This window comes from Streptomyces sp. NPDC031445, assembly GCF_055581365.1.
In genome coordinates this window covers 1,342,554-1,368,155 of sequence record NZ_JBVIJO010000001.1, presented here as the reverse complement: position 1 = coordinate 1,368,155, position 25,602 = coordinate 1,342,554, and the positions used below count along the sequence as shown (strand labels likewise).

Genomic DNA, 25,602 nt, shown 5'->3' with positions numbered 1-25,602 from the left:
CCTTGGTTCTCATGGACCCCGTCGCCGCCCTCGACCGGATCGCGTTCCTCCTGGAGCGGGCGCTCGCGCCCACCTACCGGGTACGGGCCTTCCGCACCGCCGCCCGGACGCTGGGCGCGCTGCCCGAGGGCGAGGTGGCCGAGCGGGCGGCCGCCGGGACGCTGGAGTCGCTGAAGGGGGTCGGGCCGAAGACCGCGCAGGTGGTGCGGGAGGCGCTGGGCGGTGAGGTGCCCGGGTACCTGCGCAAGCTGGAGGAGGAGGCCGCGGAGCCGGCCGGCGCCGGGGGTCCGGGGGCCGGGCTGCGGGCGCTGATCCGCGGGGACTGCCACACGCACTCGGACTGGTCCGACGGCGGCAGCCCCATCGAGGAGATGGGGCGGGCGGCGGCCGGGCTGGGGCACGAGTGGACCGTGCTCACCGACCACTCGCCGCGGCTGACCGTGGCCCGTGGGCTCTCGCCCGAGCGGCTGCGCGAGCAGCTGGCGGTGGTCGCGGAGCTGAATACGCGCTGGGCGCCGTTCCGGCTGCTGACCGGCATCGAGTGCGACATCCTGGACGACGGCTCGCTGGACCAGGAGCCGGAGCTGCTGGAGCGGCTGGACGTGGTCGTGGTGTCGGTCCACTCCAAGCTGCGGATGGACGCCCGGTCCATGACCCGGAGGATGGTCGCCGCGGTGCGCGATCCGCACGCCGACGTCCTCGGGCACTGCACCGGGCGTCTGGTCACGGGCCGGGGACGGCCCGAGTCGCAGTTCGACGCGGACGAGGTGTTCGCCGCGTGCGCCGAGTCGGGGACCGCCGTGGAGATCAACAGCCGCCCGGAACGGCTGGATCCGCCCCGGCGGCTGCTGCGCCGGGCGGTCGAGGCGGGGGTGCTGTTCTCGGTGGACACCGACGCGCACGCGCCCGGCCAGCTGGACTGGCAGATCCTCGGCTGCGCCCGCGCCGAGGAGTGCGGGGTGCCGCCCGAGCGCGTCGTGACCACCTGGCCGGCCGACGAGCTGCTGGGCTGGACGCGCGAGGGACGGCTGCCGGCACGCGTGGCGGGTTCCGGGCGTGGTACCCGCTCCCAGAGCTGACAGCGAGGACCCGGGGCCGGCAGGCAGGACCCGGGGCTGACGGAGAGGACCTGGAATGGACCGCGCCGCCGTGTTCGACGTCGACGGAACCCTCGTCGACACCAATCACCTGCACGTCGTGACCTGGTGGGAGGCGTTCCGGCAGGCGGGCCACGAGGTGCCCATGCACGCCGTGCACCGGGCCGTCGGCCTCGGTTCCACCGACCTCGTCGCCCATCTCCTCGGCGACGACCGGGACCGGGACCAGGACGCGGAACTGAGCGCCGCGCACACGGCGCTGTACGGCCAGTACTTCGACCGGCTCCCCGCCCTGCCGGGGGCCGGCGAGCTGCTGCGGCGGCTGCACGGGGACGGCTGGACGGTCGTCCTCGCCACGTCGGCGAGCGGTGCGGAGCTGGGTGCGCTGCGCCGGGCGATCGGCGCGGACGACGCCATCACGGCCACGGCGAGCGCGGACGACGTCCAGGAGGGCAAACCCGCCCCGGAGCCCGTGCAGCACGCGCTGGAGCTGGCCGGGGTGCCGGCCTCGCGGGCGGTGTTCGTCGGGGACACCGTGTGGGACATGCGGGCGGGCAGCAAGGCCGGGGTGCGCTGTCTGGGCGTGCTGTGCGGCGGGATCCCCCGGGCCGACCTGGAGGAGGCGGGGGCGGAGGCGGTGTACGCGGACCCCGCGGACCTGCTGGCGCGGCTGGCCGGGAGCCCGCTGGAGTGAGCCGTCCCCCCGCCGTCCCTCCGGTGACGCACGTCACGTAGGGGGCCGGAACACCTGAGTGTGGTTGCCCGTTGAACAAGCCGTGGGTGCGGATGGGACAGTGTCCCCGGGCCTCACCTTTTGCCCACAGGGACGATCGTTCGGCTGAAGCCCTGTGGAGCGTCTCGCCGAGAGGCGACCGCCATCCGCCCCCACCACCTGACCGCCCCGGTCGTGATTCCCCCGTCACGGCCGGGGCTTCCTCATGCCCCCCGTGCCGCGTGTGCGGACGCGGCGGCCGGGTACCCGGCCGCTCGTCGCAGCCGCCGCCGCGCCGACGAGAGGAGCCGAAGGTGAGCAGCTCAGCGGGCAGCAGGGTCGTCGTGACGGGCGCCACCGGCAATGTCGGGACGAGCGTGGTGCGCCTGCTCTCCGAGGACCCGGACATCAAGTCCGTGCGCGGGCTGGCCCGGCGGACGCCCCAGTGGTCGCCACCGAAGACCGAGTGGTCCGCCGTCGACATCGCCGGGGACCAGGCGAACCTCGCCGAGCGGTTCGAGGGTGCCGACGCCGTGATCCACCTGGCCTGGGCCTTCCAGCCGACGCACGATCCGGCCACCACCTGGCGGACCAACGTGCTCGGCAGCATCCGGGTGTTCGAGGCCGTCGCCGCGGCCCGGGTGCCGGTGCTGGTGCACGCCTCCTCCGTCGGGGCGTACTCGCCGGGACCGAAGGACCGCCCGGTGGACGAGTCCTGGCCGACGCACGGCTGGCCGGACGCCGCGTACTGCCGGGAGAAGGCCTACCTGGAGCGCACGCTGGACGTGTTCGAGCGCGACCACCCCGAGGTGCGGGTGGTCCGGATGCGCCCGGCGTTCCTGTTCAAGTGGGAGTCGGCGAGCGAGCAGCGGCGGATCTTCGGCGGGCGGTTCCTGCCCGGTTCGCTGGCCCGGCCGGACCTGCTGCCGTTCCTGCCGGACATCCCCGGTCTGCGGGTCCAGGCGCTGCACACGGACGACGCCGCCGAGGCCTACCGGCTCGCGGTGCGCTCGGACAGCGCCCGGGGCGCCTTCAACCTGGCCGCCGATCCCGCGCTGGACGCCGGGGTGCTCGCCGAACTGCTCGGCTCCCGGGCGGTACGGCTGCCGCGTACGGCGGCCCGCACGGCCATCGCCGCCGCCTGGGGGCTGCACCTGCTGCCCGCCTCGCCGCACCTCTTCGACGCCGTGCTGCGGCTGCCGCTGATGGACTGCGCGCGGGCGCGCGCCGAGCTGGGCTGGGAGCCCCGGCACACGGCGACCGAGGTGATCCAGGAGTTCCTGGACGGCCTGCGCAAGGGCGGCGGGATGGAGACCGAGCCGATGCGCGGGCGCAAGGTCGGCTGAGCGCGTGGGGAGCACCGAACGAGCCGACGAGGAGCGGAGAAGACCATGACGGTGCGCAAACCCGGGTCCGGGGCGGAGCAACGGCCGGTGCCCCGGGACATGCCCGACCAGCAGGCCCGGCCCGAGGACGACCCCTGGGACGTGTCCACGAGGCGCGCGGCCGGCGAGGAGCCGGACCAGGACGTCGCCCCGGACACGGACGAGGCCGGCACCGGCCCCCGGGGCGGGTCCCGGCCGGACACGGCACAGTCGGAGCACCCGACACCGGAGGAGCCGTCGGACTGACCGCGAGGCCACGCGCCCGATACTCGGGGCGGCGCTCTCTGCCGGCTCCGGGTCCTGCGGCCGTCGGCTCCCTAGAGACACGCCGGCCAGGACCCGGACCGGCGGCCTCTCAGTGCGGGGCGCGTTCCTGGAGGGCGGTTCGCCAGGCGGGCAGGCGGTCCTCGGTGGCCGGTTCGGGACGGCGGCCGCCGCTGGCGAAGAAGTCGGCGAGCGGCAGGATCGCGGCGCCGACGGTGACCGCGTCCGGGCCGAGCCGGCCGAGGTCGATCGTCACCTTGTCGGCCGGGTGCCGCAGCGCGTACGTGGCCGCGTGCCGGCGTACGGCGGGCAGGAACCGCGTGCCGAGCTGGAGCCCGGCCCAGCCGCCGATGAGGATCCGCTCGGGCTGGAAGAGGTTGATCAGATCGGACAGGCCGGCGCCTAGGTACTCGGCGGTCTCCTCCAGGACGGCCAGCGCGACCGGGTCGGCGGTACCGCCCTCGGACGGGTACGCGGCGGCGAGCATCGCGGTGAGCGCGGTCTCCTCGTCGGTGTCCTCGGGCGGCCGGCCGCCCTCCTCGCGCCAGCGGGCCAGCAGCGACTCGGCGCCCGCGTAGGCCTCGAGGCAGCCGGGCGCCCCGCAGCGGCAGCGGCGCCCGCGCACCCGTACCGTCAGGTGGCCCCACTCCACGGCCCGCCCGTGCTCGACCTCGGGGGTGACCAGGCAGGCGCCGACGCCGGAGCCGAAGAGCACGACGACGGCGTTGCGGGCGCCGCGTCCCGCGCCGAACCACATCTCTGCCTGGCCGAGCGTCTTGGCCCCGTTGTCGATGAAGTACGGCACCCCGTCGGGGAGCCCGGAGGCCGAACGGAGCAGTTGCTCCAGCGGGACGGCGTCCCAGCCGATGGTCTGCCCGTGCACGACGGCGCCCCGGTCCGGGGTGTGCTCCACGATCCCGGGGACGCCGACGCCGACACCGAGCAGCCGGTCGGGGACGGCCTGTTCGGCGGTGAGGACCTCGGCGACGCCGTCGCGGATGTGGCCGGTGATGACGTCGACGTCGTAGCCCTGGGGGGTCAACGGGCGTTCGACGCGGGCCAGTTCGGTGAGGGCCAGGTCGAACAGCTCGACCCGGACGCGGGTCTCGCCGACGTCCACGCCGATCATCTGGCCGCTGTGCGGGGCGACGCGCAGCAGCGTGCGCGGCCTGCCGCCGTCGGAGTCGACGCTGCCGGCCTCCTCGACCAGCCCGTCGGCGATCAGGTCCGCGACCACGTTGCTGACCGAGCCGGAGCTGAGTCCGGTGGCCGGGCCCAGCTCGAACCGGCTGAGCGGGCCGTCGAAGTACAGCCTCTGGAGCACCGCCGTCCGGTTGCCTCGTCTCAGGTCGCGTACCGTGCGCCCGTTGCGCGCCGCCATGTGGCTCCCTTCACGAACCCTGCCCGACCTGCAACATACCCCTTCGGACAGCCGGGGCGCGACATTTCCCCAACCCTTAGTTCACGCTATGAGCTAAGGCGGAGACATTTGATCTCGTCCAGTGCAGCGACGCGTTCCGGGACGGGGGACCGTCTCGACCAGCGTGATCGGGTGGGGACAGGCGCGGCGCAGCGCGAGCCGCAGCCGCTCCGAGCGGCCGAAGGCGACGGTGCCGCGGGCGCCGCCGCCGAGCGGGCGTACCCCCATCCGGCCGGGCTGGTACAGGGTACGGAAGGCCGCGCGGACGCCGGGAGCCATCCGGGCGCCGGCGTCCAGCAGTTCCCGGACTTCACCGGCCTCGGCGGCGATGCGGCGCTGAACGCGGGCCGCGGCGGGGTCAACAGGTCGAGCAGCAGCGGCCAGTCCAGGGCACCGTGCAGGGCGGGGTGGTCCTCGGCCAGTTCCACCGGGGTGCGCGGGTCGTCGCCGGGCAGGGCGGCGCGCTCGGGCGGGCACGGGCTGGCGGCGGCGAGGAGGGCGGCCTGGCGGCTGGTCGGCCGCTCCCGCGACTCGACCTGAGGGCCCGCCGAACCCACACCCGCCAAAACCCCCGCCCCCCGGGAACCTCAGCGGCTGCGCTCCGGCGGGGGCGTTCTCGCCGTTCCCGCGCCCTCCGGGGAGCCGAAGCGGGCCAGGGTGTGCCAGACCATCTTGAGGGACTGGAGGTCGTACCGGCCGCTGCGGGCCGCGTCCCCGATGACGCGGGGGGTGATGAGGCCGCGCTCGGCGATGCGCGCGCCGAGGTCGGCGTACTCCGGGCCGCGGTAGTCGGCGTGCCGGCGCAGCTCGGTGACGGTGAGGCGGTAGCCGGGGTGCCAGGCGACCGGGAAGGGCAGGCGCCGGGCGGCCGTCTCCACCGGTGTCCCCCGGTAGCTCGCGTCCAGGACCAGCGCCTCCACGTCCCGTTCGAGCAGCACACCCCCGTGCACATGGGCCTCGACGTAGTCGTTGAGGGCGTCCTGCCGGTCGGCCTCGGCGAGGGCGATCAGCGGCATGGCGCCGGCCACGCCGAAGTCGCCGGGCCCGGTCGAGCTGTCCGGGTAGCAGAAGGTGGCCCGGGCCAGGACCGCTCCGCGGAGCCTGAGATGCGAGGAGCCGAAGCGGGGGGCCGCGCCGACCACCTGGCGCCGGAAGTCGAGCGCGCCGTACACCGGGCGCTCGGCCGGGTCGGCGTCGTCGTAGGCGCCGCCGAACATCCGGCTCTCCCAGAACGTGCGGTCGCCGCCCGGGTGGGCGGTGAGCCCGCCGTTGCTGGTGCCGGTGACGAACTGCGAGTGATAGGCGCCGTCCCGGGCCAGCGACTCCAGGATCGGCAGTCCGCCGGAGGCCCGGTCGGGGTGGAAGTTGAGCGTGATCCGCAGGTCCGGGTCGAGCGGCGGACCGGACGCGGTGCCGGTGACGTGGTCCAGCGCTCTCCGGGCACGCCGCGGCAGCCCGGGCGGCCTCCACCGGAAATCCATTGGCCTACCCCCCTGTGGCTAAATAGGATAGCCGTCAGCCTAGACACCCTAGGTTGCGACCGTGCGACCGGGACACCGGAACACTGGAAGGGACCCTCGATGAGATCGCTTACCGAGCAGGACATCCGCAACTCGTTTATCAACTGCTCCAAGGGCGAGGCCAAGCGGCTGGCCGTCCCACGCGATCTCGGTGACCGCCCCTGGGACCAGCTCGACTTCCTCGGCTGGCGCGATCCGGGCGCTCCCGACCGCAGCTATCTGGTCATGGAGCGGGACGACCGGCTCGTCGGCGTGGCCCTTCGTTTCCCGCCCTCGCAGCGCGGCTTCCTGCACCGGAGCATGTGTTCGGTGTGCCTGACCACGCATCCCGGCGGCGGGGTGTCGCTGATGACCGCGCGGAAGGCGGGGGCGGCCGGCCGTGACGGCAACTCGGTCGGGCTGTACATGTGCACCGACCTGGCCTGTTCCCTGTACGTGCGCGGAAGGAAGGTCCCCGAGTCCGGCGCCCGGTTCGAGGAGAGCCTGACGCTGCAGGAGCAGATCGCGCGCACGACGGGCAATCTCACCGCCTTCATCGACAAGCTGTACGCGTAAACGCCCTGGCGCAAATCAGGCGGAACCAGTCCGCAAACAGCTACGTTCGACGCACCCGATGAACGGGAACAGGCCAAGGGATGCGCGAACGAAAGTTGACCACGGGACTACTGCGACTGGCGAAGCGCCGCCGGGAGCCGGTGGTCGTCCAGACACTGCGGTCGGCCACGGCCGCGACCATCGCCTACGTCATCGCTCTCCGGCTGAGCCCCGAGCCGGCCCCGCTCACCGCGCCGCTCACCGCGCTGCTGGTCGTCCAGGTGACCTTCTACGCCACGCTCACCAACGGCATCCGCCGGGTCAACTCGGTGGTCGCCGGCGTCCTGGTCGCCATCGCCTTCAGCGTGCTGGTGGGACTGACCTGGTGGAGCCTGGCCCTGCTGATCGTCGCCGCGCTGGCCGTGGGCCACCTGGTGCGCGTCGACGAGTACGTGGCCGAGGTGGCGATCAGCGCCATGCTGGTGCTCGGGGTCACCACGGTCGGGTTCACCGCCTGGGCGCGGATCGTCGAGACGCTGATCGGCGCGGTCGTCGGCACCGCCTGCAACCTGCTGCTGCCACCCCCGGTGTGGGTGGACGAGGCCGGCCGGTCCATCGAGGACCTGGCCCGCCGGGTGCGCCAGCTGATGCTGCGGATGGGCGAGGAGGCCGGGGGCCGGATCCCCTGGGAGCGGGCGGCCGAGCGGCTGCACGAGGCGCGCCGGCTGGACCACGACATCGTGCGGGTGGACGCGGCACTGCGGCAGGCGGAGGACAGTCTGCGGCTCAATCCACGCGTGAAGGAGGGGCTGCTGCACCGGGTCGTGCTGCGCACGGGCCTGGACACCCTGGAGATCTGCACGGTGGTGCTGCGGGTGCTGGCCCGCTCGTTCACGGACCTGGCGAAGGCCCGTGGGTCGCAGGAACTGTTCCCGCCCCGGGTGGGGGCGACCGTGGAGCAGCTGCTGTCGGAGATCGCCGACGCGGTGGTCAGCTTCGCGGTGCTGGTGACGACCCATCTGAGCGAGAACGCCGAGTCGGCGGAGGCACGGCTGTCGGCCGAGCTGCACACGGCGGCCGGCACCCGGGACCGGCTGGCCGAGCTGCTCCAGGAGGAGATCCGCAAGGACTGGGCGCACTGGCAGCTGCTCGGGGCCGTCCTGACCGAGACGACCAGGATCATCGACGAGCTGAACACCGAGCACCGCACCGGCCGCCTGCTGGAGGAGCTGGACCGGGTCTCGCGCGGACAGCGGGCCAAGCTGCCCCGGATCGCCTGGCTGCGCGACCGCCTCGGGGTCCAGGAGGAGCTGTGGCGGAACCGCGCGGGGTTCGGTGCGCGTGATCGGTGAGGAGGCCGCGGGGGCGGTCCGGCGCCGCGGCCGAGCGCGGGGGTGTGCGGCGTCGCAGGAGACGGGGTGTCCGGCCGGCCGGTGACGGCGCCGGAGGAGACGGAGCGCACGGATGACCGCTGACGGAGTGCGGATCGACGGCAACACGCTGCGGTTGCCCGGCGGGGTGGCGGTGCGGTTCGTCCGCACGCTGCGCCTGCCCGAGAGCGGTACGCATCCGCTGCCGCCGGGGCTGGGCGAGTTCCCGGTCCGGCGGGTGGCCGACCACGCCGGCCGGGTGCCCGAGTGGATGCGGGCGCGCGGCGGCGTCATGCTCCCGGTGTACCTGCGCGAGGCGATGTGGCTGAGTTTCGCCGCGCCGGAGCCGGCCGCGCTCCAGGTCGGTGTGGGCAAGGTGTGCGCGGTCTCCGGTGAGCCCTGGCGCGACCGGCTGTCCCGGCGTCCGCAGAACTACGTGGTGCTGCCCCGCCAGCCCTGGCTGGACGGCATCAACTCCGGCAAGGGCACGGTCCGCCAGTTCGTGGCCGTACCGCTGGGGCTGGGCGCGACCGTGGAGGGGCAGGTCACCGGCGAGGAGGTGTGGGGCGGCGTCCAGCTCCAGTCGTTCCCGCTGAAGGAGGACGCCCTCGCCGGGTGGCGGCGCCGGGAGCGGGAGCGGCAGCGGCGCCTGGCCGGCGCGCGCGGCGGTTACGGCGCGGCCCTGCCCATGTCCGCCCCGGCTCCGGGCGGGCCCCCCGGATCACCGCCCTGGGCCGGGGGGCCCGCCCTGGCCTTCGGCGGCCCGCCCGCCCCGGCCGCCGCTCCCCCGCCACGCGCCACGGCCATGGGCCTCGGCGTCGGCGGCTCGATGCGGCAGGAGGTGTACCGGGACGACCGGCCGCTGGACGACTGGTCCGAGCAGCCCGCGGGGCGGGTGTTCGTCCACCTGGTCACGCCCCCGGAGTGGCGCCGGATCACCGGCGAGGCACCGCCGCCGTCACCGGTGGACCGGGCGGCGTACACCCGGGCGGGCCTGCCCTGGTACGACTACTACGACGCGGATGCCGAGGACCTCGCGCCCACGGACGCCCTGGAGGCGGTCGAGCCGGTCGGCGAGTGGCTCGGGGACGACCTGGAGCCGTGGCAGGCACCGTCCCCCGGCCAGGTGACCCCCCTGAAGGACGTGCCGGGCAAGCCGGTGGCGGACGGGGACTGGTAAGGCAGCGCCGGCGTCGCGTGCCGCGTGACGGCTGCCGGCCGGCTTGCCCCCGGTGACGTGCGCGGGCCAAGGTGGCTGTCATGAAGGGGACGACCGACGACCTGGGGTAGCGGCATGGGCACGCAGGCACAGACGGCGGGAGGAGCATCCTCCCGCCCCCGGCGGGACCGGGACCCGGAGCGGGGGCAGGGGGGCTGGACCAGACGCCGGTTCGTGGGCGCCGTGGCCGGTACGGCGGCGGTCGTGATGGTGCCGTCCCCGGCGGCCCCGCCGGCCGGGCGGGACAAGCCGGAGGCCGCCCCGCCGCCCCGGAAGCCGTCCGGGCCGCGCCCGCTGTACGTGGGCACCTACACCTCCGTCGAGGGCGGCGGCACCGGCATCGGCCTGGCGTCGTACGACCCGGAGTCGGGCCGGATCACCGGGGCGGGCACGCTCACCGGGGTCCCCGACCCGTCGTATCTCGCCGTGCACCCGGACGGCCGCACGCTGTACGCGGTGGACGAGCGGGAGGACGGCGGGGTGACGGCCGTGCGCCTCGCGGACCGGCGCGTCCTCGGCACCCGGAGCACCGGCGGCGCGGGCCCGTGCCACCTGTCGGTGCATCCCTCCGGGCGCTGGCTGCTCAGCGCGAACTACGGTTCGGGCAGCGTCGCCGTGCACCCGATCGGCGCCTCCGGCGCGCTGGGTGAGCGCACCGCCCTGGTCACGCACAGCTCTCCGCCGCCCGGCCCCGGCCAGCAGGGGCCGCACGCCCACCAGTTCCTCACCAGTCCGGACCGCGGGCACGTCCTCGCCGTGGACCTGGGCACCGACACCGTCTACACCTACCGCCTGGACCAGGTGAGGGGCACGCTCACGGAGGTGGCGCGGGCGCGCACCCGGCCCGGCGCGGGGCCGCGCCACCTGACCTTCCACCCGGGCGGCCGGTACGCCTACCTGGCCAACGAGGTGGACGACACCGTGGCCGTGTGCGCGTACGAGCCGGGAAGCGGGCGCCTGACGATCGGCGAACCGCAGTCGACGGGGTCCGGCGGCGGCACCAACTATCCGGCGCAGGTGCTGGTGACGGCGAACGGCCGGTACGCGTTCCTCGCCAACCGGGGCGACAACAGCCTCGCGCGGTACGCCGTCGAGGACGGCGGGGCCCGGCTGCGGCTGCTCGGCACCGTGCCGGCGGGCGGGGACTTCCCCCGGCAGATCGCGTTCTCGCCCGACGGCCGGCTGCTGTTCGCGGCGAACCAGCGCTCGGGCACGGTGACCGTCTTCCACGTCGACGCGGACAGCGGCCGACTGCGGCTGACCGGTGAGCCGTTCGCGTCACCCGTCGCCGTCTGCGCGCTGCCGCTGTAGCGCCCGGGGGCAGGCGGCGGCACTGGCCTGGGCGAGCAGGGCGTGCACGCGCTCGGTGAGCTGGGTGACGTCGTCGGCGGGGGTGTGGAAGGGCAGTCGGACGTCGCCGTGGGCGCGGAGGCGTTCGATGCGCAGGGTGAGTCCGTGCCGGTCGACGGCGAGCGGTGCCACCCGGGTCGCGGCGAGCAGGCTCTCGGGCCGCACCAGGCGGGTGAGCCGCTCGACGGCGTCGGGGTGGGCGTCGGCGAGGTGGGTGAGCAACCGGGCCTCGGCTGCGGCCAGCGGGTCGGGCCTGGCGGCGCCGAACTCGTCCCGGTCGACCACCACGGCCCCGGCGGACTCGCGCAGCACCACGCGGGTGGGCCGGAACAGGAGGGTGCCCTCGGACGGGGCGAACCAGCCGGACAGGAAGAGCCGGGCGCGGATGCGGTGGCGCACCGGCACGGGCGCCACGTCGGCGAACTCCAGCAGGGCGGAGGGTTCCTGGCGCGGGGCGCACAGCACCGCCCCGAACAGGGCGCTGTCGTCGGGCACCGCCAGCCGTACCGTGCCGTCCCCGGTCACGGTGTGCGCGCCGGCGTACTCCTCGCGCGCGCCGTCCGCGGTCACCGCGCACGACCAGGCGGTGGCCAGTACCGAGCGTGCCCGTTCCGCCGCGCCGGGGGCGGCCGTCCAGTCCCGCGTGTCACCCATGCGGACCTCCTTTAGGTAAGCCTTGCCTAACCTAGCGGAGATCGGGGCGCACGCCAACCACGCGTACGCCACTGCTCCGCATCGGCGGAGGGGGTCATTCCGGGCCGAGTGGCGCCTAGGCGAGGACGCCCAGCAGGGCGCGGGCGCACAGGTCGCGCACCTGCTCGCGGCTCAACTCCCCCTCCCCACGCAGCCATTCCAGACAGACGGCGGTGGTGAAGGCGAGCCAGCCGCGTACCGCCAGACGCACCTGCGGGGCGGCCTCGACGGCGGGCCCGAACTCGGGGTCGGCGGCGAGCGCGGCCAGGATCTGCTCCTCCTGGGCGGCCAGCGCCCGCTGGTAGACCCGGCGCACGGCCTGGTCGCCGGCCGCGTCGGCACGGTGGAAGGCGCGGAAGCCGTGGGCGTGCGCCTGGACGTAGCCGAGGTAGGTGTCGAGGCCGGCGGTGAGCTGCTCGCGCACCGGCACCCCGGGCTCGGCCGCCGTCATGCGCAGCATGCGCGCGCTCTCCCGCTCCACGACGGCGGCGAAGAAGTCCCGCTTGGTCGGGAAGTAGTGGTAGAGCAGCCCCCGCGAGACCCCGGCGATCTCGGCGACCTGCTCGATCCACACGTCGTCGTAGGGGCTCTCCGAGAACAGCTTCGCGCCGACCGACAGCAGTTGCTCACGGCGTTCGCCGGTGCTGAGTCTGCGCCGGGCGCGCTCCCCCTGGTTCGCGGGCATGGCGTCACTTTACTTGACGCCGGTTCAACAAGCGCACCACACTGGAACACGTTATTGAACCCACGTACAACACACGCGCGCCACTGCTCAACCACCCGCTGGATCAAGGGAGATCGCGTCATGGCGGCGACGACGGAGACCATGGAGACCGGGCTGCCCAGGGGTTTCCGCAGCGCCGAACAGGGCTGGCCGGAGCTGCGCCGCATCCCCCGTCCGCCGCACCGGCTGCCGCTGCTCGGCGATGTGCTCGGCGCCGACCGGCACCGGCCGTTGCAGGACTCGATGCGCTACGCGCGCGAGCTGGGGCCGATCTTCCGGCGGCGGGCGTTCGGCAAGGAGTTCGTGTTCGTGTGGGGGGCGCGGCTGGTCGCCGACCTCGCCGACGAGTCCCGGTTCGCCAAGCACGTCGGCCTCGGCGTCGCCAATCTGCGGCCGGTGGCCGGCGACGGCCTGTTCACCGCCTACAACCACGAGCCCAACTGGCAGCTCGCGCACGACGTCCTGGCGCCCGGGTTAAGCCGGGAGGCCATGGAGGGCTACCACGGGATGATGCTGGCGGTCGCCGAGCGGCTCACCGATCACTGGGACCGCCACCTGGCGGCCGGGCGCACGGTGGACGTGCCGGGCGACATGACCCGGCTGACCCTGGAGACGATCGCCCGGACCGGTTTCGGGCACGACTTCGGCTCCTTCGAGCGGAACCGGCCACACCCCTTCGTCACGGCGATGGTCGGGACGCTGACCTACGCGCAGCGGCTGAACAGCGTGCCGGGGCCGCTGGCCCCGCTGCTGCTGCGCGCCGCCGCCCGGCGCAACGCGGCCGACATGGCCCACCTCAACCGCACGGTCGACGGCCTGGTCGCCGCCCGGCGCCGGTCCGGCGGTGACGGCGAGGGAGACCTGCTGGACCGCATGCTGGCGACGGCGCACCCGGAGACCGGGGAGAAGCTGTCGCCGGAGAACGTCCGCAAGCAGGTGATCACCTTCCTGGTGGCGGGCCACGAGACCACCTCCGGCGCGCTCTCCTTCGCCCTCCACTACCTCGCCCTGCACCCCGCCGTCGCCGCCCGGGCCCGCGCCGAGGTCGACCAGGTCTGGGGCGACACCCCGCGGCCCGGCTACGACCAGGTCGCCAAGCTGCGCTACGTCCGCCGGGTGCTGGACGAGTCGCTGCGGCTGTGGCCGACCGCGCCCGCCTTCGCCCGCGAGGCCCGGCGGGACACCGTCCTCGCCGGGGACCATCCGATGCGCCGGGGCGCGTGGGCCCTGGTGCTGACGCCGATGCTGCACCGCGAACCGGAGGTGTGGGGCGAGGACGCCGAACGGTTCGACCCCGACCGCTTCACCCCGGCGGCCGTCCGTGCCCGGCCACCGCACACCTTCAAGCCGTTCGGCACCGGCGCACGGGCCTGCATCGGCCGCCAGTTCGCCCTCCACGAGGCGACCCTCGTGCTCGGCCTGCTGCTGCGCCGCTACGAGTTGTCGGCCGACCCGGGCTACCGGCTCAGCGTGGCCGAACGGCTCACCCTGATGCCGGAAGGGCTACGGCTGCGCCTGGAGCGACGGCCGGCTCCCACGGAGACCGGCGAGCAGCGCCCCGAAGGGACCCGGGGCGGGCCGACCTGGACGCCACCCGCCCAGAACACGGCCGCGGAGGACAGCCGGCACCACCCCGCCGAACCCGCCGCACCCCCGTCAGCGAGCCGCTGCCCAGTGCACCGGCCGGCCCACTGAAGCCGGCAGACGCGTCCCCGCACTGCCCCGCGCGGCGTTGACCTGCGGCTGAGTGAGGAAGAAGGCGCCGGTGAGGTCCGCGTCGGTCAGGTCGGCATCGCGCAGGTCGGCCCCGATCAGATCCGCGCCGCGCAGGTCGGCACCGGTGAGGTCGGCGGCGATGAGATAGGCGCCGCGCAGGCTCACTCCGCGCAGATCGGCGCCTCTGAGGCGGGCGCCCATGAGGTCCGCGCCCCTGCGGTCCTTGCCCCGGCCCTTCCCCTTGCCCTTGCCCTTGCCGCCGGCGTCGGCGCGGACCAGTTCGCTGGTACGCAGCAGGAGCACGTTGACCTCCTGCCGGTGCGCGGCCACGTCCAGCGCGGCCAGCTCCTCGAAGGTCCGCCGGGTCAGCCCCTCGGTCTTCTCCAGCGCCCGGCGCAGTTCGGGGTGGACGGGCCGGGCGGCGGGCAGGCCCAGCGCCTCGGTCAGGTACCACAGCAGTTCGTGCAGTTGCCGTACGACCGGGAAGACGTCGAACATCCGGCGCGCGTGCTCCTGGGATGCCGTACGCCAGTCCTGCCCGCCGAAGGTGACCTGCGAGACCTTCTGGCCGGCGCCGAAGCAGTCGTAGACCGTGCAGCCGGTGAAGCCCTTCCGGCGCAGATCGGCGTGGATGCCGCAGCGGTGGTCGCCCTGGAGGTTCGGGCACGGCTTGCCCGCGGGCTTGTCCAGCGCGAAGTCGGCCGAGCGGGCGAAGGGCAGGGCGACACAGCACAGCCCGAAGCACCGGGCGCAGTCGGCGCGCAGGTCGGAGGGGTCGGCTATCTGATCCGGCATGGGGTCCAGCCTAATGACCCGCACAGCGGGGCGAAGCCGCTCATGGCCGGGGTCTTCCGGCATGAGCGGCTCCGGGTCGTCAGCGAGCCGGCTCAGGTCGCGGCCGGGGGCTGCCTGCGCTGCTGCCCGACCTGCCGGTTACGGACACGGCGGTGGTGGCGAATCCTTTTGGCCTTTTTGAAGAGGACGAGGCCCCAGCCGCCGATCAAGGTTCCGAAGAACACACACGCAGCTGTCGCCGCGGGTTTCCCGGTGATGCCGCAATACGCAACCCCGCAGTAACATGCGATCGCGATAATCCACGTGGCGATCGCGGAACCGAACAGGATCCGCTCGTCCCGACGCTGTAACTGGTTCAGATCGTCGAGCCAGAAGTCGACCTGTCGGTCGGTGAACGTGTTACACACGGTGGCTCCCGGCTGCGAGGCCGTGGCACACTACGTACGCACCAGCACACTGGTCTATGCCAGTGGCTTCGGCGTCACCGCGTGGCAAGGTGTTGGTGTTGATGGTCGACCACCTTTCGGTAGCGCTGTCAAATCCCATACGGCGGCTTCCTGTTGGCGCAGGGAGCCGTCGGCCTTTTGGGTCTCCAGGGCTCAGCGCCGCCTAGTGGATTCCTATGTACAGCAATGGATCGACTTACACCGCGCTCATCTCACCATGTGAGCCGGGGAAACAAAGCCGGGCAGACCGCCTTCGTCACCCCGCCCACCTGCGCCTTCCCTTGATCAAAGAAGCTGTCGCAATATCGTTCCCAGCGCTTTTGTGATACAGGCCACCGATTTAAATCGTTTCAATTACGCTGGGTGTCCTTCTGGCTACGGCATGAACATCCGCTTACCGCCCTCATACCTCGTCGCGCACGAGCGCCAGCAGCCGGTCCAGGACGCGGGGCGCGCCCGTGCGCAGGCCGTCGTGCTCGTACTCGTTGGTGACCCAGGCGCGCAGGCCCCGGATCGCGCCGGCCGTCTCCAGGGAGTGGCCGGCGTCGACGTACAGGTCGTCGTGGTAGACGGCCGCGGCGACCGGGACCTCGTTGGCGGCGAGCCGTGCGGGGTCGTAGAGGGGGCGCCAGTCGGTGCGGGCGGCGAGCAGTCCGGCCGTCTCGCGCAGGGGGCGCAGGGCCGGGTCGGCGTCGAACACCCAGGGGTGGACGGTCTCCCCGGTGAACAGGACGGGACCGTCGCCGGTGAGCGTCTTGGCCGCGTCGAACTGCGGGAACTCGGCACGGACGCGCTCGGCCGACCAGGCGGTGGGGCGCGCGTCCTGGCCGTAGATCGACTCGTGGACGAGGGCGTAGAGGGGGTGGGAGGCGTACGACAGCAGGGACTGGACCTGTTCTTGGAAGGCGTCGGACAGTTCGAGGCCGGCCGGGGTCACCACGAAGGCGTCCTCCAGGAGGTGGTGCAGCCGGTGGCTGCCGTCGCTCGTGCCGAGCATCTGCCCCAGGGACTGGAAGGCCTCGACGGTGAAGCGGTAGCCGTTCGGCAGGACCACGTCGTGGGTGAGGAGGTGGTCGGCGATCCGGCGGGCCCGCTCCACGTCCTGCGGGTAGCGGGCGTAGTGCGCGGCGACCTTGCGCTCCATGCGCGGGTAGGCGGCCCGGTAGACGTCGTCGGCGTGGGCGTGCAGGGAGGGCAGGCCGCCGGTGATGATCGCGGTGGCGATGCCCTCGGGGGCGAGGGAGAGGTACGACACCGTGCAGAAGCCGCCGAAGCTCTGGCCGAGCACGGTCCACGGGGCGCCGCCGGTGAGCCGGGGGCGGATGGCCTCGCAGTCCCGGACGATGGAGTCGGCGCGGAAGTGGGTGAGGTAGTCGGCCTGAGCGGCGGGGCCGCCGCGCAGCGGGAGCGTCTGCCGGGTGGCGGGCGTGGAGCGGCCGGTGCCGCGCTGGTCGAGGAGCAGGACGCGGTACTCGTCCAAGGCCCGGTCGAGCCAGGCCTGACGTCCGACGAAACGATTCGCCCCGAAGCCGGGGCCGCCTTGCAGGTACACCAGCCAGGGCAGGTCCTGCCCGGCCTTGTCGCTCGCCACCGCCTCACGGGCGTACAGCTCGATGGTCTCGCCGCCCGGGTCGGCGTGGTCGAGGGGGACGGTGAAGTGGTGGTCGGTGAGCACGACGCCGGGCTGGCGGTAACTGGGGCTCAACGGGTCTCCTGGGACGGACGGGCTGGACGTCTCCCAGTTGAGCACATGAGCCGGTGCGGGCCGAGCCCCGGGATCATGGATTGTTACTGAACTTCCGGTCAGCGCCTCTGGTCGGCGCGGGCCCGGGCGCGGCGGGCGCACCGCGGGGCTCAGCGTGCGGCGAGGCTGGAGCGGCGCACCACCAGCTCCGGCTGGAGCACGACCCGCCGGTGCTCGTGCGCCCGTTTCCCCTTGCCGTCGCCCTCGCCCTGCTCGGTCTCCTCCAGCAGCAGTCCGGCGGCGAGGGCGCCCATCGTGACGGCGGGCTGCCGCACCGAGGTGAGGGGTACGGCGGCCGCGGCGGCGAACTCGATGTCGTCGTAGCCGACGATCGCCAGGTCGTCCGGGACGGTCACGCCCGCCGCGTACATCGCCTGGAGCACGCCGAGGGCGAGCAGGTCGTTGGCGCAGAACACGGCGGTGGGCCGGTCCGCGAGGCCCAGCAGCCGGGCGCCCGCGTCCCGGCCGGCGGCCACGTCGAGCCGCTCGGTGGGCAGTTCGCGCAGCGCCTCGGGGCCGAGCCCGGCCTCGGCGAGGGCGTTCAGCGCGCCGGTGCGCCGGTCGCGGACCTGGTTGAGCCCGGGCGGCCCGCTGACGTAGGCGATCGAACGGTGCCCGGCGTCCACCAGATGGCGGACGGCCAGCGCGCCGCCCGCGATGTCGTCCACCGAGACCGAGCACTCGGTGGTGCCCTCGGCGACCCGGTCGACCAGCACGAACGGGATGCCGTGCCGGCGGAAGGCCGCGATGTTGCGGCCGGTGGCGTCGGCCGGGGTGAGCAGCACGCCCCGCACCCGCTGTTCGGCGAAGAGCGACAGGTACTCGGCCTCCTCGGCGGCGTCCTGCGCGCTGTTGCAGACCATCACGCCGAGCCCGGCGTCGCGGGCCGCGCGCTCGGCGCCACGCGCCACGTCCACGAAGAACGGGTTGCCCATGTCGAGTACGAGCAGCCCCATGATCCGGCTGCGGCCCGCCCGCAGCTGGCGCGCCGACTCGCTGCGGACGTAGCCGAGCCGGTCGATCGCGGACAGCACGCGCGCACGGGTCTCGCCGGCGACGGTGTCCGGGCGGTTGATGACGTTGGACACCGTGCCCACCGAGACTCCGGCGGCGCGGGCGACGTCCTTGATACCCACCGACTGGGCCATCGGGCTTGGACCTCCAGGGAACGGGGATGCGGCGGGACGACCTTCACATTACCGTCACGCCGGCCGGGCGAAGCCGGTCACGTGCGACGCCGGGGGCGTCGTGCCGGCGGACTTCTCCGGGTACGGGAACGACAGGACGTCGTCCGGGCCCGCGGGCCTGTGGCGACCGGTCGAACGGGAGAACGGCGCAGGCGTTGTCGTACCGGTCGAGGACGAACTTGGTGCGCTGACCGGAGCGGAGCGGGACGGGGGTCCCGGTCGTCCGCCGGCCGGCGGAGGCAGTCTCGCACAGGTGGAAGGCGCGTCCGTGCGCGCTCCGGCCGGCGCCGTCGTGCGTGCCGCGCCGTCCGGAGCGGTCCGGGACGCGGCCGACGGCGGTGTGCGGGCGCCCGCCGAGCCGGTGAACGGGGCGGTGCCGGCGCCGTGCCCGGCGGTGTGGGCGCCGGTCCCCTCCCCCGGCTCCGTCCACCCCGAACCGCCGTAGCCGGCGCTGTAGTTGCGGCCGATGCCGCCGGTGACACGGAAGCTGCGGCCGGGCCGGAGCCGGTCCCCGGGCGTGGTGACGCACCGCGGGCAGGTGAACCGCGGGGCGGGCGCCGGCCCGCCGAGGTCCGTCCCCGCGGCCCCGGAGGCGTACCCGGTCCAGGCCGTGGGCGCGGGGTGGTCCAGCGGCCCGGCGGCGAACTCGGCGTGGAAGAAGCCGTCGTGGGCCCGGCGGGCCACGAGCGCGCCGCGTCCCGTCGTGTGGCGGGCGGTGGAGCGGTGGACCGGGCAGGTCGGCAGGCCGTTCTTCTGGAACGAGCCGGTGTCGACCGGGCCGCCGTGGGGGACGGCGCGGGCGTCCTGTTGTATGGCGCCGTGCCGGGTGGCGCAGGGTCTCATCCGCGCGGTTCCCGCGTCATGCGAGGTGGAACACTTCGGTGAGCGGTCGCATGGCCTCGTCGGGCCGGGCACCGTCCAGGGACTCGAAGAACGGTGCCATCTCCTTCTGCCAGCGCGCGTTGACGTCGGTGGCGGCCATGCCGGCCTGGGCGGCGGCGAAGTCGTCGGTCTCCAGATAGCCGACGAGCAGGCCGTCGTCACGCAGGAACAACGAGTAGTTGTGCCAGCCGGTCGCCTTCAGGGCGTCGAGCATCTCCGGCCAGACGGCCGCGTGCCGCTCACGGTACTCGTCGATCCGGTCCGCCCTGACCTTCAGCAGGAAGCACACGCGCTGCATCGACTGGCCCCCGTCGTCTCAGAAGTCGAACCGGTCGATGTTCTTGGCGTCGAACACGGTCGGCTTGCCCAGGTTGATCACGCCGTCCTTGCCGACGGTGTACGTCGTGGCGCCGGCCTTGAAGGTCTCGCCCTCCTTGCCGGTGATCTGCCCCGAGGCGAGCGCGACCGCGGTCCGGGCGGCCAGGTCGCCGAGCTTGGCCGGGTCCCACAGCTCGAAGGCGTCGACGGTGCCGTTCTTGACGTACTTGCGCATGTCGTTGGGGGTGCCGAGCCCGGTCAGCTTGACCTTGCCCTTGTACTTGGAGCCCGACAGGTACTGGGCCGCCGCCTTGATGCCGACGGTGGTCGGGGAGACGATCCCCTTGAGGTTCGGGTGTTCCTGGAGCAGGCCCTGGGTCTGCTGGAAGGACTGCTGGGCGTCGTCGTTGCCGTAGGCGATCTTGACGAGCTTGATGTCCTTGTACTTGGGGTCCTTCAGCTCGTCCTTCATGTAGCCGATCCAGGTGTTCTGGTTGGTCGCGGTCTGCGCGGCCGACAGGATCGCGATCTCGCCCTTGTACCCGATCTGCTCGGCGAGCAGCTGCACCTCGGTACGGCCCAGGTCCTCGGCGCTGGCCTGCGAGACGAAGGCGTTGCGGCAGCCCGGGCTGGTGTCGGAGTCGTAGGTGACGACCTTGATGCCGTTGCTCATGGCCTGCTTCAGCGCGGTGCACAGGGCCCCCGGGTCCTGCGCGGACACCGCCATGGCGTTCACCCGCTGCTGGGTGAGCGTGTTGACGTAACTCACCTGCCCTGCGGTGTCGGTGGCGCTGCTGGGCCCCACCTCCTTGTACGTGGAGCCGAGTTCGGCGACCGCCTTCTCGCCTCCCTTGTCGGCGGTGGTGAAGTAGGGGTTGTTGACCTGCTTGGGCAGGAAGCCGACGGTCAGCCCCTTCTTGGTGGCGGCGTTCGGGTCGGCCTTGCCGGCCGAGGCGGCCGACGCGTTGTCGTCCTTGACGTCCTTCTTGGTGGTTCCGCCGCACGCGGTGAGCGCGAGGGCGAGCGAGGTGCCGGCGGCGAGGGCGGCGCAGGTGCGGCGGAGGGTCGGCTTGAGCATCGGATGGGCCCCTTGTCGTAAGGAGTGGGTGGTGCGCCCCTCGGGGGGCGCGGGGTTGGGTGGAGGTGCGGCTCCGCCGCGTGGGCGCGGCCGGCCGCGGACGGCCCGCGGCCGGCGGACGGCCTATCCGGTGGAACCGGCCGCCCGGGCGAGGGAGATCTGCCGCGCGACCCGGGGGCCCAGCACGGACACCACGAGCAGCACGCCGGTGACGACGATCTGCGACTGGGCGGAGACGTTCAGCAGGCTCATCACGTTCTGCGACGCGCCGAGCAGGAAGACACCGGCGACGGCACCGCCGATCGTGCCCCTGCCCCCGTCGAAGTCGATCCCGCCCAGCAGCACGGCGGCGACGACGGACAGTTCGAGCCCGGTGGCGTTGTCGTACCGGGCGCTGGCGTAGTGCAGCGCCCAGAAGACGCCGGTCAGCGCCGACATGGCTCCCGTGGCGACGAACAGCAGGAGCTTGGTCCGCTTCACCCGGATCCCGGCGAACCGGGCCGCCTCCTCGCCCGCTCCGATCGCGAACAGCGACCGGCCGAACGGTGTGGCGTGCAGCAGCACCACGGCGACGGCGAGCAGTACCAGGAAGGGCAGGAAGGCCCGCGGTAGGAAGGAGTCGCCGATGCGGCCGGCGGCGAAGTCCAGGTACTGCGAGGGGAAGTCGGTCACCGCGTCGGAGCCCAGCACGATCTGGGCGATACCCCGGTAGGCGGCCAGCGTGCCGATGGTGACCGCCAGCGACGGCAGCCCGAGCCGGGTCACCAGCAGGCCGTTGACCAGTCCGCACGCCACCCCGAGCAGCAGGCACAGCGGGATGATCGTCTCGATGGCCATGCCCTCGTTCCACAGCCTGCCCATCACCGCGCCGGACAGCCCGGCCGTGGACGCGACGGACAGGTCGATCTCGCCGGCGACGACCAGCAGGGTCATCGGCAGGGCGATCAGCGCGATCGGCAGCGTGTTGCCGATGAGGAACGACAGGTTGAGGGCGTTGCCGAAGCCGTCGACGAAGCCGAACGACAGCAGCAACAGGACGATGAGCAGCGCGCCGACGACCGTGTCCCAGCGGACCGCGCGGGTGAGCGACTCAGGCACCGGCGTTCTCCTTCGCCATGGCGGACCTCCTGGGGGCCGACTTCTTCTTCAGGGCGGCGGCCACGCGCAGCGCCACGACCCGGTCGACGGCGATGGCGAGCAGCAGCAGGACGCCGTTGATGGCGAGCACCCACACGGAGCTGACGCCGAGCGCGGGGAGCACACTGTTGATCGAGGTGAGCAGCAGGGCGCCGAGGGCGGCGCCGTAGACGCTGCCGGAGCCGCCGGTGAAGGCGATGCCGCCGACCACCACGGCGCTGACGACGGTGAGTTCGTAGCCGTTGCCGGTGCCGGAGTCGACGTTGCCGAACCGGGCCAGGTACATGGCGCCGGCGAGTCCGGCGAGCGCTCCGCAGAAGGTGTACGCGGCGAGGATGCGCTTGCGGACCGGGATGCCGGCCAGCCGGGCGGCCTCCGGGTTGGAGCCGAGGGCGTACAGCTCCCGCCCGCTGCCGTAGTGCTTGAGGTAGTAGCCCGTCGCCACCAGCACCACCAGCGCGATCACGGCGAGCCAGGGGATCGCGGAGACGCCGCCGGAGCCGAAGTCGACGAAGCCGCCGGGCAGGTCGGCCGCGGTGATCTGGCGGGAGCCGACCCAGATGGAGTCGACGCCCCGGATGACGTACAGGGTGCCGAGGGTGACGACGAGGGCGGGGACCTGGCCGAGGCTGACGAGGAGGCCGTTGAGCAGCCCGAGGCCGATGCCGAGCAGGACGGCGAGGAGGATCGCGACGACCGCGTTGCCGCCGCCCTGGAGGTAGGTTCCGGCGGCGAAGGCGCTGATGCCGAGCGTGGAGCCGACGGACAGGTCGACGTTGCGGCTGAGGACGACCAGTGACTGGCCGGTGGCGACCAGCACCAGGATCGTCGCGTTCAGGAGCAGGTCCTTGATGCCCTGCTCGGACAGGAACTCGCTGTTGCCGGCCTGGGTGACGGCGATCATCACCAGGAAGACGGCGAGGATGGCGAGTTCGCGCATCTTGAAGACCCGGTCGACCAGCCGGGTGCCGCCGGAGCGGGGCGCCCCGGCGACGGGGGTCTCGTCGGTGGTGACCGTCATGCGGCGGCCCTCCCGGTGGCTGCGGCCATCACGGTCTCCTCGGTGGCGTCGGCGCGGGGTATCTCGGCGGTGATCCGGCCCTCGTGCATCACCAGGACGCGGTCGGCCATGCCGAGGATCTCGGGCAGGTCGGAGGAGATCATCAGGACGGCGACGCCGTCGGCGGCCAGCTCGCTGAGCAGCCGATGCACCTCGGCCTTGGTGCCGACGTCGATGCCCCGGGTCGGCTCGTCCACGATGAGCACCTGGGGGCCGGTGGCGAGCCACTTGGCGAGGACGACCTTCTGCTGGTTGCCGCCGGAGAGGGTGGAGACGGCGTCCGCGATCCGGGCGTACTTCACCTGGAGCTTCACGGCCCAGTCCAGCGACCTGCTGCGTTCGGCGGTCCGGTTCACCAGCCCGGCCCGGGCGGTCGTACGGAGTCCGGTCAGGCCGATGTTCCGCTCGATGGACATGTCCATCACCAGTCCCTGGGCCCGCCGGTCCTCCGGCACGAGGGCGAGTCCGGCCGCCATCGCGGCGGACGGGGCGCCGTTCGTCAGCCGGCGCCCGCCGACCTCGACCTCGCCCGCGTCCCAGCGGTCGACGCCGAACACGGCCCGGGCGACCTCGGTGCGGCCGGCCCCGACCAGCCCGGCGAGGCCGACGATCTCACCGCGCCGGACCTCGAAGGAGACGTCGGTGAAGACGCCCTCGCGGGTCAGCCGCCGCACGCTGAGCACGACCTCGCCGGCCCGGACCTGCTGTTTCGGGTACAGCTCGGCCAGGTCGCGGCCGACCATGCGGCGCACCAGGTCGTCCTCGCTCATGCCGGCGAGCGGCTCGCTGGCGATCCAGGCGCCGTCCCGCAGCGTGGTGACCTGCTGGCAGATCTCGAAGATCTCCTCCAGCCGGTGCGAGATGAACAGCACGGCCGCGCCCTGTTCGCGCAGGGTGCGGACCACACCGAAGAGGCGGGCCACCTCGCTGCCGGTCAGCGCGGCGGTGGGCTCGTCCATGATCAGGACCCGGGCGTCGAAGGAGAGCGCCTTGGCGATCTCCACGATCTGCTGGTCGGCGATGGACAGGCCGCGGGCCGGCCGGTCGGGGTCGAGGCCGACGCCGAGCCGCCGCATCAGGGCCGCCGTGGCCGCGTGGGTGGCCTTGTGGTCGATCCGGCCGAGGGCGCGCCGGGGACGGCGGCCCATGAAGATGTTCTCGGCGATCGACAGGTCGGGGAAGAGGGTGGGTTCCTGGTAGATCACGGCGATGCCGGCGTCGCGGGCGTCGCCGGGGCCGTGGAAGACGACGGGCTCGCCGTCGAGCAGCACCTGACCGGCGTCCGGCCGGTGCACTCCGGCGAGGGTCTTGATCAGCGTCGACTTGCCCGCGCCGTTCTCACCGGCGAGGGCGTGCACCTCGCCGGGCAGCAGCTCCAGGGAGACGTCCCTCAGGGCGCGTACGGCGCCGAAGGACTTCGAGACGCCCTTCAGTGCCAGCACCGGGGCCGGTCCCGTGTCAGGCGGGTGGGTCATGGGGGCTCCTCGACGACACCGGCGAAGGGGCCGCGAGGCCGCCACGGTGTCGTGAAAGGTTTCAAGTGGATTGCGGGGACCGTAGGCACCACAGTCATGTCACGTCAATGGGTCCGTGTCGAAAAACTTGCGATAGCCAAAGGTCACGGCCCGATCACGGAAGACGGGGTGCGCCGGAGTCCTTGACACCCTCACGGGCGGCACCTAGCTTGCCGTTCTGAATCGTTTCACAAACGCGTTCGCATGCTCGGTCGTTCCGTCCGACATCCGCTCAGTCGTCCCCCCGACACCACAGGAGCCCCCAAGTGACCGACCTCGCCGCGGTGAAGGCCGCGCTCAAGACCCAGGCCGTCGAGACGCCGTCGTGGGCGTACGGGAACTCGGGCACCCGGTTCAAGGTGTTCGCCCAGGCCGGTGTGCCGCGCACGCCCTGGGAGAAGCTGGAGGACGCCGCGCAGGTGCACGCCTTCACCGGGGTCGCGCCGACGGTCGCCCTGCACATCCCGTGGGACACCGTGGAGGACTACGCGGCGCTCGCGAAGTACGCCGAGGAGCGGGGGGTGCGGCTGGGCGCGGTCAACTCCAACACCTTCCAGGACGACGACTACAAGCTGGGCAGCATCTGCCACCCGGACGCGGCGGTGCGGCGCAAGGCCGTCGACCACCTGCTGCGGTGCGTCGACATCATGGACGCCACCGGGTCACGGGACCTGAAGCTGTGGTTCGCCGACGGGACCAACTACCCCGGGCAGGACGACGTACGGGCCCGGCAGGACCGCCTGGCCGAGGGGCTGGCCGAGGTGTACGCGCGGCTGGGCGACGGGCAGCGGATGCTGCTGGAGTACAAGCTCTTCGAGCCGGCGTTCTACACGACGGACGTGCCGGACTGGGGCACCGCCTACGCGCACTGCCTGAAGCTCGGCGACAAGGCCCAGGTGGTCGTCGACACCGGGCACCACGCGCCGGGGACCAACATCGAGTTCATCGTGGCGCTGCTGCTGCGGGAGGGCAAGCTCGGCGGGTTCGACTTCAACTCGCGCTTCTACGCCGACGACGACCTGATGGTGGGTGCGGCCGACCCCTTCCAGCTGTTCCGGATCATGTACGAGGTGATCCGGGGCGGAGGGTTCACCGCCGACGTCGCGTTCATGCTCGACCAGTGCCACAACATCGAGGCGAAGATCCCGGCGATCATCCGGTCGGTCATGAACGTGCAGGAGGCCACGGCGAAGGCGCTGCTGGTCGACCGGGCGGCACTGGCCGAGGCGCAGTCCTCCGGTGACGTGCTGGGGGCCAACGCCGTGCTGATGGACGCGTACAACACCGATGTGCGCGGACTCCTCGGCGAGGTCCGCCAGGAGCTGGGGCTGGACCCCGACCCGATGGGCGCGTACGCCCGGTCCGGGTGGGCCGAGCGGATCGTCGCCGAGCGGGTCGGGGGCGAGCAGGCCGGCTGGGGGGCGTGAGCGTCTGCCC

At 73.2% G+C, this 25,602-nt stretch carries 24 protein-coding genes and 1 pseudogene; 10 read left to right on the top strand and 15 right to left on the bottom strand.

The window, feature by feature from the left end:
- The first annotated feature begins 11 nt into the window (after positions 1-11).
- From ACZ5DC_RS05825 to ACZ5DC_RS05810, 4 genes are all read left to right on the top strand, one after another.
- Entirely contained in the window at positions 12-1,079 is a 1,068-nt protein-coding gene (locus tag ACZ5DC_RS05825; protein ID WP_468649730.1) for a PHP domain-containing protein, read from the top strand.
- Positions 1,080-1,134: 55 nt separating this feature from the next.
- Positions 1,135-1,791 carry an HAD family hydrolase gene (locus ACZ5DC_RS05820; RefSeq protein ID WP_468649728.1) on the top strand — a complete coding sequence of 219 codons (657 nt, stop codon included), beginning with the start codon at positions 1,135-1,137 and terminating at the stop codon, positions 1,789-1,791.
- 332 nt (positions 1,792-2,123) lie between these two features.
- Positions 2,124-3,155, top strand: coding sequence for an SDR family oxidoreductase (locus ACZ5DC_RS05815; protein WP_468649726.1), 1,032 nt, complete (start codon positions 2,124-2,126; stop codon positions 3,153-3,155).
- A 45-nt stretch (positions 3,156-3,200) separates the two neighbouring features.
- Positions 3,201-3,440 carry a hypothetical protein gene (locus tag ACZ5DC_RS05810; RefSeq protein WP_468649724.1) on the top strand — a complete coding sequence of 80 codons (240 nt, stop codon included), beginning with the start codon at positions 3,201-3,203 and terminating at the stop codon, positions 3,438-3,440.
- Positions 3,441-3,549: 109 nt separating this feature from the next.
- On the opposite strand, the gene ACZ5DC_RS05805 is transcribed toward ACZ5DC_RS05810, so the two are convergent.
- The 3 genes and pseudogenes from ACZ5DC_RS05805 to ACZ5DC_RS05795 all read right to left on the bottom strand — a co-directional run bounded on the left by ACZ5DC_RS05805 (position 3,550) and on the right by ACZ5DC_RS05795 (position 6,359).
- Complete coding sequence (locus tag ACZ5DC_RS05805; RefSeq protein WP_468649722.1) at positions 3,550-4,839, bottom strand: ROK family protein; 1,290 nt, start codon at positions 4,837-4,839, stop codon at positions 3,550-3,552.
- Positions 4,840-5,198: 359 nt separating this feature from the next.
- Positions 5,199-5,414: pseudogene (locus tag ACZ5DC_RS05800) on the bottom strand (hypothetical protein); the annotation flags it as partial.
- Between the two features lie 51 nt (positions 5,415-5,465).
- Positions 5,466-6,359, bottom strand: coding sequence for a DUF3626 domain-containing protein (locus ACZ5DC_RS05795; RefSeq protein ID WP_468649721.1), 894 nt, complete (start codon positions 6,357-6,359; stop codon positions 5,466-5,468).
- Between the two features lie 99 nt (positions 6,360-6,458).
- Here ACZ5DC_RS05795 and ACZ5DC_RS05790 point away from each other — a divergent pair, with 99 nt between their 5' ends.
- The 4 genes from ACZ5DC_RS05790 to ACZ5DC_RS05775 all read left to right on the top strand — a co-directional run bounded on the left by ACZ5DC_RS05790 (position 6,459) and on the right by ACZ5DC_RS05775 (position 10,832).
- Entirely contained in the window at positions 6,459-6,953 is a 495-nt protein-coding gene (locus ACZ5DC_RS05790) for an FBP domain-containing protein (RefSeq protein WP_468649719.1), read from the top strand.
- A gap of 80 nt (positions 6,954-7,033) precedes the next feature.
- Positions 7,034-8,284 carry an FUSC family protein gene (locus ACZ5DC_RS05785; protein ID WP_468649717.1) on the top strand — a complete coding sequence of 417 codons (1,251 nt, stop codon included), beginning with the start codon at positions 7,034-7,036 and terminating at the stop codon, positions 8,282-8,284.
- A gap of 112 nt (positions 8,285-8,396) precedes the next feature.
- Positions 8,397-9,482 (top strand): hypothetical protein, encoded by a 1,086-nt coding sequence (locus ACZ5DC_RS05780; RefSeq protein WP_468649715.1) that lies wholly within the window; start codon positions 8,397-8,399, stop codon positions 9,480-9,482.
- Between the two features lie 222 nt (positions 9,483-9,704).
- The gene (locus tag ACZ5DC_RS05775; RefSeq protein ID WP_468649947.1) at positions 9,705-10,832 is read left to right on the top strand and encodes a lactonase family protein; all 1,128 of its coding nucleotides are present in this window, start codon (positions 9,705-9,707) and stop codon (positions 10,830-10,832) included.
- On the opposite strand, the gene ACZ5DC_RS05770 is transcribed toward ACZ5DC_RS05775, so the two are convergent.
- Positions 10,800-11,525: a DUF2470 domain-containing protein gene (locus tag ACZ5DC_RS05770; RefSeq protein WP_468649713.1), complete on the bottom strand. Its 726-nt coding sequence runs from the start codon at positions 11,523-11,525 to the stop codon at positions 10,800-10,802. The two genes, ACZ5DC_RS05775 and ACZ5DC_RS05770, sit on opposite strands and share 33 nt — an antisense overlap.
- A gap of 115 nt (positions 11,526-11,640) precedes the next feature.
- The gene (locus tag ACZ5DC_RS05765) at positions 11,641-12,249 is read right to left on the bottom strand and encodes a TetR/AcrR family transcriptional regulator (RefSeq protein WP_468649711.1); all 609 of its coding nucleotides are present in this window, start codon (positions 12,247-12,249) and stop codon (positions 11,641-11,643) included.
- Positions 12,250-12,369: 120 nt separating this feature from the next.
- Between ACZ5DC_RS05765 and ACZ5DC_RS05760 the strand changes: the two genes are divergently transcribed.
- Positions 12,370-13,983, top strand: coding sequence for a cytochrome P450 (locus tag ACZ5DC_RS05760; RefSeq protein WP_468649709.1), 1,614 nt, complete (start codon positions 12,370-12,372; stop codon positions 13,981-13,983).
- Here the strand turns inward: ACZ5DC_RS05760 and ACZ5DC_RS05755 are convergent.
- The 10 genes from ACZ5DC_RS05755 to ACZ5DC_RS05710 all read right to left on the bottom strand — a co-directional run bounded on the left by ACZ5DC_RS05755 (position 13,945) and on the right by ACZ5DC_RS05710 (position 24,126).
- Positions 13,945-14,799, bottom strand: coding sequence for a pentapeptide repeat-containing protein (locus ACZ5DC_RS05755; RefSeq protein WP_468649707.1), 855 nt, complete (start codon positions 14,797-14,799; stop codon positions 13,945-13,947). The genes ACZ5DC_RS05760 and ACZ5DC_RS05755 overlap by 39 nt on opposite strands.
- A gap of 92 nt (positions 14,800-14,891) precedes the next feature.
- Positions 14,892-15,206, bottom strand: coding sequence for a hypothetical protein (locus ACZ5DC_RS05750; RefSeq protein WP_468649705.1), 315 nt, complete (start codon positions 15,204-15,206; stop codon positions 14,892-14,894).
- Between the two features lie 442 nt (positions 15,207-15,648).
- Positions 15,649-16,950, bottom strand: a complete 1,302-nt coding sequence (locus tag ACZ5DC_RS05745) for an alpha/beta fold hydrolase (protein WP_468649703.1) — start codon at positions 16,948-16,950, stop codon at positions 15,649-15,651.
- A 149-nt stretch (positions 16,951-17,099) separates the two neighbouring features.
- Positions 17,100-18,137 carry a LacI family DNA-binding transcriptional regulator gene (locus ACZ5DC_RS05740; RefSeq protein ID WP_366748903.1) on the bottom strand — a complete coding sequence of 346 codons (1,038 nt, stop codon included), beginning with the start codon at positions 18,135-18,137 and terminating at the stop codon, positions 17,100-17,102.
- A 54-nt stretch (positions 18,138-18,191) separates the two neighbouring features.
- The gene (locus ACZ5DC_RS05735) at positions 18,192-19,019 is read right to left on the bottom strand and encodes a hypothetical protein (RefSeq protein WP_468649701.1); all 828 of its coding nucleotides are present in this window, start codon (positions 19,017-19,019) and stop codon (positions 18,192-18,194) included.
- Between the two features lie 16 nt (positions 19,020-19,035).
- Positions 19,036-19,356, bottom strand: coding sequence for an L-rhamnose mutarotase (locus ACZ5DC_RS05730; protein ID WP_468649699.1), 321 nt, complete (start codon positions 19,354-19,356; stop codon positions 19,036-19,038).
- An 18-nt stretch (positions 19,357-19,374) separates the two neighbouring features.
- Positions 19,375-20,454, bottom strand: a complete 1,080-nt coding sequence (gene rhaS, locus ACZ5DC_RS05725) for a rhamnose ABC transporter substrate-binding protein (RefSeq protein ID WP_468649697.1) — start codon at positions 20,452-20,454, stop codon at positions 19,375-19,377.
- Between the two features lie 123 nt (positions 20,455-20,577).
- On the bottom strand, positions 20,578-21,552 hold the full coding sequence (locus ACZ5DC_RS05720; protein ID WP_468649695.1) for an ABC transporter permease: 975 nt from the start codon (positions 21,550-21,552) through the stop codon (positions 20,578-20,580).
- Positions 21,545-22,612 (bottom strand): ABC transporter permease, encoded by a 1,068-nt coding sequence (locus ACZ5DC_RS05715; RefSeq protein ID WP_468649692.1) that lies wholly within the window; start codon positions 22,610-22,612, stop codon positions 21,545-21,547. Before ACZ5DC_RS05715 ends, ACZ5DC_RS05720 begins: the two co-directional genes overlap by 8 nt.
- Positions 22,609-24,126, bottom strand: coding sequence for a sugar ABC transporter ATP-binding protein (locus ACZ5DC_RS05710; RefSeq protein WP_468649690.1), 1,518 nt, complete (start codon positions 24,124-24,126; stop codon positions 22,609-22,611). Before ACZ5DC_RS05710 ends, ACZ5DC_RS05715 begins: the two co-directional genes overlap by 4 nt.
- Before the next feature lie 305 nt (positions 24,127-24,431).
- Here ACZ5DC_RS05710 and rhaI point away from each other — a divergent pair, with 305 nt between their 5' ends.
- Complete coding sequence (rhaI, locus tag ACZ5DC_RS05705; RefSeq protein WP_468649688.1) at positions 24,432-25,592, top strand: L-rhamnose isomerase; 1,161 nt, start codon at positions 24,432-24,434, stop codon at positions 25,590-25,592.
- Positions 25,593-25,602: the final 10 nt, after the last annotated feature.